The 12632-nt window shown below is 59.2% G+C and carries 12 protein-coding genes and 1 pseudogene; 9 read left to right on the plus strand and 4 right to left on the minus strand.

The features are described from left to right. Nucleotides 1-3: 3 nt before the first annotated feature. Nucleotides 4-1506, minus strand: coding sequence for an NAD-dependent succinate-semialdehyde dehydrogenase (locus P1IM2_RS08660; RefSeq protein ID WP_260833984.1), 1503 nt, complete (start codon nucleotides 1504-1506; stop codon nucleotides 4-6). A gap of 113 nt (nucleotides 1507-1619) precedes the next feature. Between P1IM2_RS08660 and P1IM2_RS08665 the strand changes: the two genes are divergently transcribed. The 6 genes and pseudogenes from P1IM2_RS08665 to P1IM2_RS08690 all read left to right on the plus strand — a co-directional run. Beyond that, nucleotides 1620-2411, plus strand: coding sequence for an IclR family transcriptional regulator (locus P1IM2_RS08665; RefSeq protein ID WP_186402179.1), 792 nt, complete (start codon nucleotides 1620-1622; stop codon nucleotides 2409-2411). Nucleotides 2412-2428: 17 nt separating this feature from the next. Further along, entirely contained in the window at nucleotides 2429-3586 is a 1158-nt protein-coding gene (locus P1IM2_RS08670) for an acyl-CoA dehydrogenase family protein (protein WP_186402180.1), read from the plus strand. 13 nt (nucleotides 3587-3599) lie between these two features. Beyond that, nucleotides 3600-4754: an iron-containing alcohol dehydrogenase gene (locus P1IM2_RS08675; RefSeq protein WP_186402181.1), complete on the plus strand. Its 1155-nt coding sequence runs from the start codon at nucleotides 3600-3602 to the stop codon at nucleotides 4752-4754. After that, nucleotides 4751-5953 (plus strand): CaiB/BaiF CoA transferase family protein, encoded by a 1203-nt coding sequence (locus P1IM2_RS08680; RefSeq protein WP_186402182.1) that lies wholly within the window; start codon nucleotides 4751-4753, stop codon nucleotides 5951-5953. The genes P1IM2_RS08675 and P1IM2_RS08680 overlap by 4 nt, the downstream gene beginning before the upstream one ends. Before the next feature lie 66 nt (nucleotides 5954-6019). Then, complete coding sequence (locus P1IM2_RS08685) at nucleotides 6020-6898, plus strand: helix-turn-helix transcriptional regulator (RefSeq protein WP_186402183.1); 879 nt, start codon at nucleotides 6020-6022, stop codon at nucleotides 6896-6898. A 12-nt stretch (nucleotides 6899-6910) separates the two neighbouring features. Continuing rightward, nucleotides 6911-6991: pseudogene (locus P1IM2_RS08690) on the plus strand (IS5/IS1182 family transposase); the annotation flags it as partial. Between the two features lie 33 nt (nucleotides 6992-7024). On the opposite strand, the gene P1IM2_RS08695 reads toward P1IM2_RS08690, so the two are convergent. Next, nucleotides 7025-8196, minus strand: a protein-coding gene (locus tag P1IM2_RS08695; protein WP_186402184.1) for an IS3 family transposase whose coding sequence is annotated in 2 segments (ribosomal slippage) — nucleotides 7025-7932 and nucleotides 7932-8196 — 1173 coding nt in all. Because the reading frame shifts where the segments join, the coding sequence is not laid out codon by codon here. Between the two features lie 221 nt (nucleotides 8197-8417). On the opposite strand from P1IM2_RS08695, the gene P1IM2_RS08700 reads away from it, so the two are divergent. Together P1IM2_RS08700 and P1IM2_RS08705 are read left to right on the plus strand one after the other, a co-directional pair. After that, nucleotides 8418-8612 (plus strand): hypothetical protein, encoded by a 195-nt coding sequence (locus P1IM2_RS08700; protein WP_186402185.1) that lies wholly within the window; start codon nucleotides 8418-8420, stop codon nucleotides 8610-8612. 77 nt (nucleotides 8613-8689) lie between these two features. Then, a complete protein-coding gene (locus tag P1IM2_RS08705; protein WP_186402186.1) occupies nucleotides 8690-9463 on the plus strand; it encodes a fatty acid desaturase in 774 nt (257 codons plus the stop codon). Nucleotides 9464-9566: 103 nt separating this feature from the next. Here the strand turns inward: P1IM2_RS08705 and P1IM2_RS08710 are convergent, their stop codons facing one another. Beyond that, nucleotides 9567-10202, minus strand: a complete 636-nt coding sequence (locus P1IM2_RS08710; RefSeq protein WP_186402187.1) for a TetR/AcrR family transcriptional regulator — start codon at nucleotides 10200-10202, stop codon at nucleotides 9567-9569. Between the two features lie 69 nt (nucleotides 10203-10271). Between P1IM2_RS08710 and P1IM2_RS08715 the strand changes: the two genes are divergently transcribed. Next, nucleotides 10272-10982, plus strand: a complete 711-nt coding sequence (locus P1IM2_RS08715) for a hypothetical protein (RefSeq protein ID WP_186402188.1) — start codon at nucleotides 10272-10274, stop codon at nucleotides 10980-10982. Nucleotides 10983-11289: 307 nt separating this feature from the next. On the opposite strand, the gene P1IM2_RS08720 is transcribed toward P1IM2_RS08715, so the two are convergent. Continuing rightward, the gene (locus tag P1IM2_RS08720) at nucleotides 11290-12378 is read right to left on the minus strand and encodes an IS110 family transposase (RefSeq protein ID WP_186402189.1); all 1089 of its coding nucleotides are present in this window, start codon (nucleotides 12376-12378) and stop codon (nucleotides 11290-11292) included. Between the last annotated feature and the right edge of the window lie 254 nt (nucleotides 12379-12632).

The following is a 12632-nucleotide window of genomic DNA, read 5'->3' on the forward strand; positions in this document are numbered from 1 at the left end:
CGCTCATGGGTAAACTCCCGCAAACCGCGAAACAAATTTCGTGTTGAGGTAGCCGTCAAAGGTTTCGCTACCGCCTTCCGTGCCGTAGCCGCTGTCACGGACCCCTCCGAACGGGGTTTCAGGTAATGCCAGTCCAAAGTGATTGATGCTGACCATGCCGGCCTGGAGGGCGGCGGCGGCACGATCGGCCCGCTCAAGCGAACTGGTAAAGACATAGGAAGCCAAGCCGAACGGCAATGCGTTTGCCCGATCGACAGCATCGCTGATATCACCAAAGCGGGAAATAACGGCAATTGGCCCGAATGGTTCATCCCGCATCAGTGCGATGCGATCACCCATGGTATCGACGATGGTCGGTGCGAAAAAATAGCCCGCATTTCCCTGTCGTGTGCCGCCAGCCAGGACTGCGGCTCCGCCAGCGCGCGCGTCCTCGACAAGCCGCTCCATTTCCGTAATCCGCCTTGCGTGGCACAGCGGTCCCATTTGAACATCTGCCTCCAGCCCATCGCCAACTTTGACACTCGCGAAGGCGTTCACCAAAGCATCGACAAAGCGTTGATGGACGCCTGCTTGCACGAAGAACCTGGTCGGTGAAATGCAGACCTGTCCAGCGTTTCGCAGTTTGTTGCCGGCCAGTGCCAAAGCAGCGCCCTCTGCATCAGCATCGTCGAAAACCAGGACCGGCGCATGACCGCCAAGTTCCATCGTGGTGCGCTTCATGTGGCGACCCGCGAGTTCAGCGAGATTTTTCCCAACTTCAACCGAACCGGTGAAAGTAATTTTGCGGACGTCAGGATGGGCCACCAGCGTTTGTGAAATCATCGCCGCATTGCCCCACACAAGATTGAGGCACCCATCGGGCAGCCCAGCTTCTTGAAGGTAACGGGCGATGGCCAAACATGCGGACGGAGCTTCTGCAGGGCCTTTCAGGATCATCGTGCAACCGCAAGCTAACGCGGCCGCGACCTTACGTACCGCCTGACTCAGTGGAAAATTCCAGGGCGTAATCGCCAAGCATACCCCCACTGGTTCACGCAGGACCAGCTGTTGTACGGCAGGAGAGCGCGAAGGAATCACTCGGCCATAAATGCGGCGCCCTTCCTCAGCATGCCAATCGACATGATCGGCCGAGGCCCGCACTTCAACGCGCGCTTCAGCCAGCGGCTTCCCTTCATCCAAGGTGATTGCCGTAGCAATTGATTCTTCGTTCTCACGAAGCAGGTTCGCGAACCGCCGCAAGATGGCGCTCCGATCGAGCGGCGAACGTTGCTTCCAATCATCAAAAGCCGCCTGGGCAGATCGAACCGATGCCTCAAGATCATCCGGTGTCGCCATCGCCATCAGGCCTATCTGCTGCCCCGTAGCCGGATTGATCACTGGCTGTGCCTCGCGTTCTCTTGGACCGATCCAGGCGCCGGCAATGAACAATCCGATGTCTGCATACTCATGTTGCGTCATAATGATCCTCTCCGATCCCGAGTGCCAGCGTCCTTGCGGCACGAGCATCTCAAACAATTTATTCCGCTGTGCGGAAATATATTCCGCAAACTTGACACGAGCATTACTCGCTGCTTAGAAGCATTTCAAGCCGGCAGCGACCGGAGCGAGAGGAGTATGCGGTGCGACCGCGCAAGGAACCTTCAAAAGCCGGAGATACAGACCGCGATTTCGTGGTCGCATTGGGACGTGGACTCGAAGTTTTGCGCGCTTTCCGAAAGGAGGGTGAGACCTTAGGCAATGGTGATTTTGCCGCTCGGACCGGCTTGAGCAAGTCGACGATCTCGAGGCTAACTTACACGCTGCATCGCCTTGGCTACCTGAGCTTCAATCCGGAAACGGCCCGATACCGCCTCGCTCCGCCGGTCCTTTCTCTGGGATATTCGTGCCTGGCCGGCATGCCCACCTTGCAATTGGCCAAGCCATATATGCAGGATCTGGCGAATTATTCGGGAATGCCCGTTGCGCTTGCGGGCAGAGATCGCCTCACAATGGTTTACCTCGAGCGCTGCCGCGGTCCGAATCCGGTCACACTCGCGATCGAAGTTGGGGCCCATATCAAGCTGGCGACCACGGCGATTGGCCGCGCATATCTGGCGGGTATATCCGAAGATCTCAGATCTGAAATTCTTCTTGAAATTCAAGAATATGAAGGCGCGAGCTGGCCCGCGATCGAGCGGGGGATATATGACGCTTTCGAATCCTACGCCAAATACGGATATTGCCTTTCGATTGGCGAATGGAAGACGGATGTAAACTCCGTCGCGGTGCCCTTCATCCCCTCAGACGGTTCTCCTGTCCTAGCCTTCAATTGCGGGGGGGCGGCGTCTCAGCTCTCACGCGATTGGATCGAAACCGACATTGCTGCTCGGCTAAACGACGTTGTCCGCAACATCAGCGCGATTTCGCCCTAAACTTTTGGAACCATTTGATGCCTTTGGACGACGATACACTCTCACAGTTCCTCGACACGCTGGATCGCTTTGTCCGCGAGCGGCTCATCCCGTGCGAGGCCGAGGTGGCCGAAACCGATGCAATTCCGCCGGCTCTCGCCGAGGAAATCAGGACCATGGGCCTATTCGGCATGTCGATACCTCAGGAATATGGCGGGCTCGGCCTGACCATGGCTGAAGAGGTAAAAGCTGCATTTGTACTCGGTCAGGCCTCCCCGGCGTTCCGGTCACTGATCGGAACGAACAATGGCATCGGGTCGCAAGGGATCATCATCGATGGCACGCCCGAGCAACGAGAGCGCTACTTGTCTCGACTGGCAACGGGAGAGTTGATCTCTTCATTTGCCTTGACCGAACCCGATGCGGGCTCTGATGCCGGTTCGCTTTCAACCTCCGCCAAGCGCGATGGCGATCATTACGTCATAAATGGCACCAAACGTTTCATAACAAACGCGCCGCACGCTGGCCTGTTCACAGTTTTCGCACGCACCAAACCAGGATCGACCAACTCTTCGGGCGTTACAGCCTTCCTCGTAGAGGGCAATACAGCTGGCATCACATTCGGCGCTCGGGACCGCAAGATGGGCCAGAGAGGGACGCACACCTGCGATGTAATTTTCCAGGATGTACGAGTGCACAAGACCTCGATCATCGGTGGTCCAGATCGCGAAAACCAGGGATTCAGGACGGCGATGAAAGTACTCGACCGCGGTCGTCTGCACATTTCTGCCGTATGCGTCGGCGCCGCCGAGCGGCTTATCCGGGACAGCCTTAGCTATGCCATGGAGCGCAGGCAGTTCGGTGAGGCGCTTGCCGAGAAGCAGCTCATTCAAGCGATGTTAGCCGACAGCAAGGCCGAAGCATTTGCCGCCCGTTGCATGATCGAGGAGACCGCACGTCGACGTGACTCCGGTCAAGACGTGTCGACGGAAGCGGCATGTTGCAAGATGTACGCCAGCGAGATGGTTGGCCGGGTCGCCGATCGCGCGGTCCAGATTCATGGTGGCGCAGGCTATATGTCCGAATATTCAGTGGAGCGGTTCTACCGGGATGTGCGCCTGTTTCGAATTTACGAAGGCACGACACAGATTCAGCAACTCATCATCGCACGGAACATGATCCGTGACGCAGCCTGATCGGAGACCTGAAATGAACCTCGACTTCCGTTCCTGTCCGCGCGTTATCTGCGAAGCGGGATCGCTCTCTCAAATTGGAGCACTTATGCGTGGCCTTGGCGGAAGTCGCGTTTTGCTTGTAACCGACCCTGGAATTGTTGCTTGCGGATTTGCCGAACAAGCCGTTTCCGCCCTCGCCGACATCGGAATCGCGACATCGACGTTCGATCGCGTGGCAGCGGATCCGCCCATAACTGTAGTTAACGATGCCGTGGAGTGCGCCCGGTCGTTCCGCGCCGATGCCATAATGGGCTTGGGTGGTGGAAGCTCTCTCGACACTGCGAAAGTCGTTGCTCTGGCAGCGGCGACGGGCCAGTCGGTCGAGGATATGATCGGCACCGATAAGGCAGTCGGCCAGCGGCTGCCGCTGATTCAGATCCCCACCACCGCTGGCACTGGCTCGGAAGTCACATGGGTTTCGGTCCTGACCAGCGAGAATCACGAGAAGATGGCGGTTTATGCGCCGCAATTGCTCCCGGACGTTGCACTGCTCGACGCAGAGCTTACCGTAGGCATGCCCCGCAAGATCACCGCAGCAACTGCCCTCGATGCGATGGTGCACGCTATCGAGGCTGCGACCAGTCGGACCCGCAAGAACCCGGTATCGGACGGGCTGGCAGACAAGGCGCTCGCACTTCTCGGACAAAATCTACCGCGCGTGCTTGACGCTCCTTCGGATCTGGCTGCACGCGAAGCGGTGCTGCTGGGGGCTACCCTGGCGGGCATGGCGTTCATCAACGCCAGCGTAGGCTCGATCCACGCCCTTTCCTACCCGTTGAGCAGCCATTTCCAGGTACCGCACGGCCATGGTAACGCCTTGGTTGCAGCACCGGTATTGCGCTTCAACCTCCCTTCGGCGGAGGCTGAATACGCACGACTTGCCCGCGTGCTTTTGCCTGGGAAGACGTTCACCGACGACTTTGAGGCGGCCAACAGTCTAATCTTGGCGATCGAGTCCATGTTCGTTTCAAGCGGCCTCGAAACGCGCCTTTCGCAGCTGGGCATCTCTGCCGAAGCTGTTCCGATGATGGCAAGCGAGGTAACGACCGGCCTTACCCGCCTGCAAGCGAACAATCCGCGCGACATGTCGTTTGCCGATGTCGTCTCGCTATACGAGGAAGTGCTATGATTGACGGCGCGCTCGCAGGCATTCGTGTCGTTGACCTCAGCCGCGTACTTGGCGGGCCATACTGCACGCAGGTTCTCGCCGACTACGGCGCCGAAGTCATAAAGATCGAGCCGCCGCAAGGTGACGAAACACGAGCATGGGGGCCTCCCTTCAAGAACGGGATCAGCGCATATTTTTCCGGCGCCAATCGCAACAAGCGCTCGATCTCAATCGATGTGGGCAAGCCGGAAGGACGGGACATCGTATTGAAGCTGCTGGAGGAAGCAGACGTGCTCGTCCACAACTTCAAGAGTGGTGCGCTGGAGAAGTGGGGTTTGGGCTATACCGAGGTGCTTGAAAGGCGCTTCCCGCGCCTTGTCATGTGCCATGTTACGGGCTTCGGTGCCGACGGCCCGTTAGGCGGATTCCCAGGATATGATGCGGTAGTTCAGGCAATGACGGGCTTGATGAGCATCAATGGCGACCCACAACATGGACCGGTCCGGATGGGAACGCCTATCGTTGATATCGGAACAGGCCTCATTGCCTGCAATGCCATCCTTGCCGCCTTAATCGAACGCGGCCGATCGGGGCTTGGTCAACAGATCGAAGTTCCTCTTTACGATTGCGCGATCAGCATGCTCCATCCGCAGGCGGCGAATAGCTTGATGTCGGGCAAGACTCCTGTGGCGACTGGCAACGGTCATCCCAACATCGTTCCCTATGACATGTTTGAGACGAGAACCGGAAATATCTATCTCGCGGTTGGCAACAATAGTCAGTTCGCAAAGCTTTGTGCAGTGCTCGAGCGCCCGGACATTGCCCGGGATGAGCGCTTCGCAGACAATGCTGACAGGATTGCGCATCGAGAGCAGCTTGGCGAAATTCTGGCGGAATGCCTTACTCAATTTGAGGCGGAAGATCTCGAACAGACCCTCCTGATGGCCGGTGTGCCGGCCGGGGTTGTGCGAAACGTCAGCGACGCGCTAGCGCATCCGCATACCATCCACCGCAACATGGTGGTCGAGGCTGAAGGCTATCGCGGTACAGGAATAGCTGCAAAGTTTGGCAGAACGCCGGGATCGGTCCACTCTGCACCGCCCGGCTTCGGGCAGAACAGCCGACACATATTGCTTGAATCGGGATACAGTGAAGCGCAGATTGCGGAGCTGGAAAATCAGGCCATAGTGTTTTGTACCAAGGGGGCTGACGGCGACTAGGCCAAAGGACAAAGGCCAGCTTGCGTGCCATAGATCAACGAGAGCGCCGGGTTGGGGGAGTGAGCGATGACTGACCTAATTCCACCTGAACACATCAAGGAATGGATTCCGGGGCGCAAGACGACCGACAGTTCCGCGATGGGCTGGCGCGGCATTACCTTGATGGGGTATCGATATTCCGGCCTTGAAGTCGAGATCCCGACAATGCGGGACTACATGATCGTAGTCTATCAAGAAGCGGACACTTTCATGCGCCGACGTTGCGGCGGCCCCTGGCAGGCCGAGAAGCTTGGTGCAGGGGCTGTTTCCCTCCTTACACGAGGCGCGCAGTCAACATGGCAGTGGGATGACGCTATCACCGTACAGCATATTTACCTTAGCCATGACGTCATCATCGACGCCGCAGCGCAAATCTTTGATCGGAATCTCGCGACGATAGAGATTGATGACCGCATCCGCAGCAACGACACTGTGATACCTTCATGTCTCGCGATGCTCGAGCGGGAATACCGGGGTGCAGGAGTTGGAGAGACCCTGCTGATTGACGCGCTACGAACGCAGCTCGCCGTTCACATAATCAGAAACTACGCCGATATTGAGATCAAGGAGGCCCATGGGGGAGCCTTGGGGTCGGGCTTGAGAAAGGCAGTTTCCGAATATATTGAGGAAACATTGGCGGATGGTATCCACCTTGAGGATCTGGCGTCTACCGCGGGATTGAGTCCGTTTCACTTTTCTCGCAAATTCAAATTGGAATTCGGCGTCACGCCGCATGCCTTTGTGGTTCAGCGTCGAATTGAACGGGCAAAGTCGTTGCTACTCTTGAGAAACATCCCGCTAAAAGTGGTGGCGGCCGATTGCGGCTTTTCCGACCAAAGCCATCTCAACAGAACATTCCGCAAGGCGCTAGGCGTAACCCCGGCCGAGTTCCGCCGCTGCATTTAATGGCGGCCACCTGACGCCGACTGGTTCCGCGATGCCTTGCAGGAAAAGGGCATCACGCCTTGCATCCCGGGTCGAAAAATACGGAACAAGACTGACCGGCCCCCACCGAGTGGTCCGATCGGATTGTTAGTGCATTGACGCCTCCATCGCCAGTGTCGGCCGTAGGTGGAGCGAAGCGGAACCGGAGGGCGACACTGGCGATGGAACGGCTTCTGGCGCCGGTGGTCGATATCCCAGCGAGCTGTGCGGCCGGACGGTGTTGTAATGACGCCGCCACGCCTCGATCAGGATGCGGGCCTCAGCGAGCGAGTAGAAGATTTCGCCGTTGAGCAGTTCATCGCGCAGCGACCCGTTGAAGCTTTCGCAATAGCCATTCTCCCATGGACTGCCCGGCGTGATGTAGAGCGTCTTCACGCCGACCTTCGCCAGCCACTCCTGCACGGCGGTCGCGATAAACTCCGGGCCATTGTCTGACCTGATATGCGCTGGCGGGCCGCGCGTGACGAACAGATCGGTCAGCGCTGCGAGCACGTCATCGCTCCTGAGCTTACGCGCTACCGGCAACGCCAGGCACTCCCGGCTCGCCTCGTCGATGATCGACAGGACCCGGTATTTGCGACCATCATGGGTGCGGCCCTCGACGAAGTCGTAGGACCAGACATGCCCGGGATACTCGGGCCGAAGTCGGATGCACGATCCGTCGTTCAGCCACAGACGCCCGCGCTTCGGCTGCCTTTGTGGCACCTTCAGCCCTTCGCGGCGCCAGATACGCTCAACTCGCTTGCGGTTCACATGCCACCCCGCATCGCGCAGCAACGCCGTCACCCTCCGATAGCCATAGCGACCATATTGCCGGGCAAGCGCAATGATATCATCGGTCAGAGCTGCTTCGTCATCCGCCCCGCGGGGCGCCTTGCGCTGTGTCGACCGGTGCTGCCCGAGCACGCGGCAGAGCCGTCGCTCGGACACCGGCATCATCGTCCTGATGTGGTCGATACAGCGCCTGCGGCGCGCGGGGCTCAGAAGTTTCCCCGAGCAGCTTCCTGCAGGATCAGCTTGTCCAGCGTCAGGTCGGATATCGCACGGCGAAGCCGCGCATTCTCTTTCTCCAGGTCCTTCATTCGACGCGCCTGATCGGTCTTCAGGCCGCCGTATTCCTTGCGCCAACGATAGTAGGTCTGCTCGCTGATCGCAATCCGACGGCACGCCTCGGCGGTCGTGGCGCCCTGCGCCAGCACAACCTCCGCTTCACGCAGCTTGCCGATAATCTCTTCCGGGCGATGCTTCTTGCTCGGCATTCCATGTCTCCTTCGTCATCCAAAATATCATCAATTTTGGACCACTCAGAAGGGGGCAGATCAGTGCAGGCTTTCGGTGTCCAAGCGCTGGAAGAAGGTGTTCGCCGGAGTGGCCTCAATCGAGCGAATGACCTATTGGATCAGCCGCTGATTACGCGCGCGACATGATGAGATATTCCGACGCGCCGAATAACAGCGTTAGCGCGATGAAGGAGTAACGAATGCGGATCGTCGGTTTTCTCTTCAGCCTTGGACCGATCCTGTTTGGGATCGGGTTTCTAGCGCCCGTTATCGCCTCCGTGATGGGCGCGGCCGGTCTCGACGCTCCTGTCGGCCTCAGCGCCATCCAGTTCGGACTCATAACCGGTATCATATTAGGGGTGATCGCGCGGCAGCGGAAGACCTGGCTGTGGTAACGGAAGCAACGACGCCGGGTCTGAGGACTCGCGAAAAGGCGATCGCCGAACAGTTCATCGGCGGTTTCCCATGGATCATGGTCGTCTGGCCCCTCGTCAACACAAGCCTGTGGCTCGCGCTGTGGCCGCTGGTCATGACACGTGCCCTGCCCCTATGGGCAGGATTTCTGATCGCAACGATCAATATGACCGCCGCCTATCTGCCATCGCACGAAGCCCAACATCACATCATCGTGCCGGAAGGATCGCGCTGGCACTGGTTCAACGAGTTTATCGGCTGGTACGCGCTAATTCCCATGTTCGCCCCCCTTACCGTCCTCAGGGTAACCCATTTCGAACATCATCGGCACACGAACGACCCGCTGCTCGATCCTGACATTCCGATGGCTGCAAACAGCGCTTGGGCCGCAATCGGCAGAGCGGTTGTAAAAGGGCAGCCACGCCACGACCGCTACGGCATGACATTGCAAAGGCTCGGGACATCCGCCGCAAAGACCGCCGCACTCCACGCGATGGCCGCGAAGGCCGTGCAATATTCGATCCTCGCTGCGTTGGCATGGAGCGGACATGCGCTTGACGCGCTGCTGCTTTGGTGGCTGCCGCTGAAAATCGGCTTGGCCTATATCAACTTCTACCTCAGCTGGGCGCCGCATCGGCCGATGACCGGTCGCGGACGGTACAAGGATACCCGGGCCTTCAAGAGCTTCTTTGGCAATATCGGCTCGTCGGGCATGCAGTATCACATCATTCATCACCTCTATCCGACGATTCCGCTCAATCGGCATCCGGCCGCCTTTCGCGCGCTTCGACCAATATTGGAGGAGCGCGGCTGCGATCTAGGCGGATTGTAACTTCCTTCGGTTGCTTGGCCCATCGCCTTGCCGCACTCGACACCGACCGCACTGCATTGCTCGTCGGCATTGCGCACGTTCTTCACACACCGCGGGGCTGAACCTAACTGCGAAGATTGGCCGCCTGCAAAGGGGGGAAGCCCTTCACATCCTGGCGCGCGACCCAAGCTGTCATTTGTCGGATGGTTCGATCGTCAACAGACATCCCGAGAATGAGGATGCGGTAAAGAAGCGGCGCGGCTGCCAGCTCGAGAATCACGCGCGGCGAAACATCCTTGGGAAGTTCGCCCCGCATGATTGCGCGCGTAACAATTTCACCACTGTCCGCAAAACGCTGCTCCCAGAATGCGGATCTGACGCGCGCGGCCTCGGGATCGACCCTTGAGGAAAAAAAGAAGAAAATGCTGCGGATGGCGGGATCGGTCAATATGCTGGCGATGCCCTTCAACATCTGCTCCAGATCGGTTTGGAAACGACCGGTATTGGGCGTTGGCACCCTCGCCCGCATCTCTTCGAGCATGACCGCCAAGAGAAGCGCGGCCTTCGTAGGCCATCGCCGGTATATCGTCGTCCGGTTGACGCCCGCGCGCAAAGCGATCTCAGGAATCCCGACGCCGTCAAGTCCACGCTCTGCCAGCAAATCGAACAAGGCCTGGCGGACCGCCGTAACCACTTTTGTCGAGCGGCCGCCCGGTCTGCTACGCGGCCCTCCCGTCTTCAATTCACTCGACGTCATCATATTGGTTGCCTCTCGGCACTAATGCAACCATAGTTGCCTTTATAGCATGACAGAGGGACTGGCAAGCCAATGACGATCGATCTTGAAGTCTTGATCAACGGCGAGGCCGTATCGCAAGATGCAGTCGAGAGGTGGGAGCGAAATAGCGCAGGCAGGGCGCTCCGGAGACTGGGCCTCCGGGCCAATCATATGGATCTTGAAAAACTTCGCGCAGAGCTGCGCGCCCGCAAACTGCAACTAGGCCATTCTGGCGTCCGCAAGCTGCTGCGGCGCGAGCTTGCAGTCTCGGACAAATATGCACGGCTTGTCGCGTGGCTGTCGCGTGGCGGGCGCCGCTACAGCGTGATTGAGATTGTGTCGCCTGAAGGGTCCGCGGCCGCGTTCGCTAATTGGTTCGAGGAACTCGCGCATCGGAGCCGTGAAGATGTCATGGTTGCGGCGGCGCCCGAGCATTACCTTATTGCCACCGACGCCGCGGGCCGGCAGGAAGTTATCGAGACGAATGGCGGGTCGCCAATGGCTGCTCGTTTCTTCATCGATTACGCCGATCTTTCTACCCTGCGCTCGACACCCGACCCCGATTATCCGTCAGAGGTCGCGGGTGTGGCGCGAACACCGAACGGCACGGCGATAGGGGGAGTTCGTCACCAGTTCCGCGACGAAGGGAGCGGCTTCCGCGCAAAGCTCACGGTTGAATTTCCTACCTTTATCTTGCCGTCCTATTTGGCTCCCGTTTTCTGCAAGATTTCGCCATCTCCATCTCTCCTTCATAGCAAGTAATCGGGCACTATTCGACGTGGGCTTTGGGACGTCTGCGAAGTGGTTGAGGTTTGATACGCCGTGCAGTCCTCCGGGCTCATCGACGGCGTGTTCGATCCGCATTTGAGCGGCGCGCGAACCGTCGCGGCACATGTCGCTATCGGATTTACGGGGCAACTTCACAGGCAATCGCGCGTGGTCCGCTGTGCGCGGCCACAGGCAAGATATCGTGCTTCCCGTTTCCTTGGTCTGTATCATTCCTCTGCCGCTCGCGCGGACCTCCTTGAGCTCGTGAGCCGTCAACCGGCTGTCGATATGGCCGTGTTTGTCATGAGTTCGCGCGGCTTAGCCGATGCCGTTTCGCCGCATTCATGGTGTCGATATCGTCCGCCGACGCGTTCGGATCGCCGACATAGAAGGTGCCGTCGCGCCACATCGCGTGCATGACGACGGCGAGCTTGCGGGCGACGGCGACACGCGCTTTCGCGTGACACTTCGTCTTCGCGAGCTTCAGACCCCAGGTCTTGATCATGTCGCTACCCTTGAACCGGGTGAGCATCGCCGACGCCGCCTCGTAGAGCGCGCGGCGCACATCGGGATCGCCCGCCTTGCTGATGCGACCATGCACATCGATCGACGTGCCCGATTGCCACCGCTTTGCCGTCAGTCCGAAGTAGGCCGCGACATTGCGCGATCGGCGGAACCGCTGAGGATCGTCGATCGCGCTACTGAAGCTCAGCGCTGTCACCGGACCGACGCCGGGGATCGCCATGAAGCGCCGGCAAAGCTCGTCGCGCATGGCGATCTGTACGACCAGCTTGTGCAGCGTCAGATACTCAGCCCACAACGCCGCGCGCGCCCGAAGCATGCAGTCCATGAGTCCAGCGGTCATTGCGTCGCCGGCGACAGACTCTCGAACGGCCTTTTCCATGGCGCCGCGGCCGACCTTGCCGAGCCGGATCCCGAACACCTTCAGCGAGTGTCGGATGGCATTTTCGATGTCGAGGAACTTGCGCTTCAGATTGCGGCGCTGAACGAGCAGCAGCCTGATCCGATAGCAGCCATCCGTCTTGATATGCGCTTGGCGGAACCAGCCGGTCCGCATGATATGAGCGATGCCGAGTGCATCATTGGCGTCGGTCTTGTTGCGCTGCGCCGACAGCGCCGCGCGCACATGGCGCGTTTCGAGGCAGACAGCTGGAACACCTTCCGCCAGCAGCTCGGTGTGCAGCCAAGGTGACAACGACCCGGCCTCGTGGCCGACGCGGCGCATGCGGTCCGCGTAGGGTCGCAGTGCCTCCGCGATCGCAGCGGGATCGGTTTCGACAGCGGCTTCGAACACCACTTTTCCATCATCGCCGACGACACAGATTGCGGTTTCGTCGACCGAGACATCAAGGCCGGTAAAGTATTCCATCACACGACTCCTTCGCTTCCCTTTGACCGGAGCGAGGGTCGCGCCGCTGGCGGGAACGACGCAAGGTTTCTCATCGGCGGCAGCGGCCGTGCTGGTCGGAAGCAACGGCAAGTCCTCGCCAAATACGGCGGCAGTCAGTCGTGAGCGGGCATAGATGGCACCTCGCGTGCGAATTCTCGAACTGGATCAGAACTGCTGTCGCCGAACTTCGCTAAGACCATGCGGACGGTTGCGTTGGCCGGTCGTGCGTGTTG

Source organism: Sphingopyxis sp. P1IMeth2 (assembly GCF_900185685.1).
Taxonomy (GTDB): domain Bacteria; phylum Pseudomonadota; class Alphaproteobacteria; order Sphingomonadales; family Sphingomonadaceae; genus Sphingopyxis; species Sphingopyxis terrae_A.

What these genes read in the sequence shown, in the direction of transcription:
- P1IM2_RS08660 (WP_260833984.1), bottom strand. Translation starts at nt 1,506, where the DNA reads ATGCTCGTGCCGCAAGGACGCTGGCACTCGGGATCGGAGAGGATCATT.
- P1IM2_RS08670 (WP_186402180.1), top strand. Translation starts at nt 2,429, where the DNA reads ATGCCTTTGGACGACGATACACTCTCACAGTTCCTCGACACGCTGGAT.
- P1IM2_RS08675 (WP_186402181.1), top strand. Translation starts at nt 3,600, where the DNA reads ATGAACCTCGACTTCCGTTCCTGTCCGCGCGTTATCTGCGAAGCGGGA.
- P1IM2_RS08680 (WP_186402182.1), top strand. Translation starts at nt 4,751, where the DNA reads ATGATTGACGGCGCGCTCGCAGGCATTCGTGTCGTTGACCTCAGCCGC.
- P1IM2_RS08685 (WP_186402183.1), top strand. Translation starts at nt 6,020, where the DNA reads ATGACTGACCTAATTCCACCTGAACACATCAAGGAATGGATTCCGGGG.
- P1IM2_RS08700 (WP_186402185.1), top strand. Translation starts at nt 8,418, where the DNA reads ATGCGGATCGTCGGTTTTCTCTTCAGCCTTGGACCGATCCTGTTTGGG.
- P1IM2_RS08705 (WP_186402186.1), top strand. Translation starts at nt 8,690, where the DNA reads ATGGTCGTCTGGCCCCTCGTCAACACAAGCCTGTGGCTCGCGCTGTGG.
- P1IM2_RS08710 (WP_186402187.1), bottom strand. Translation starts at nt 10,202, where the DNA reads ATGATGACGTCGAGTGAATTGAAGACGGGAGGGCCGCGTAGCAGACCG.
- P1IM2_RS08715 (WP_186402188.1), top strand. Translation starts at nt 10,272, where the DNA reads ATGACGATCGATCTTGAAGTCTTGATCAACGGCGAGGCCGTATCGCAA.
- P1IM2_RS08720 (WP_186402189.1), bottom strand. Translation starts at nt 12,378, where the DNA reads ATGGAATACTTTACCGGCCTTGATGTCTCGGTCGACGAAACCGCAATC.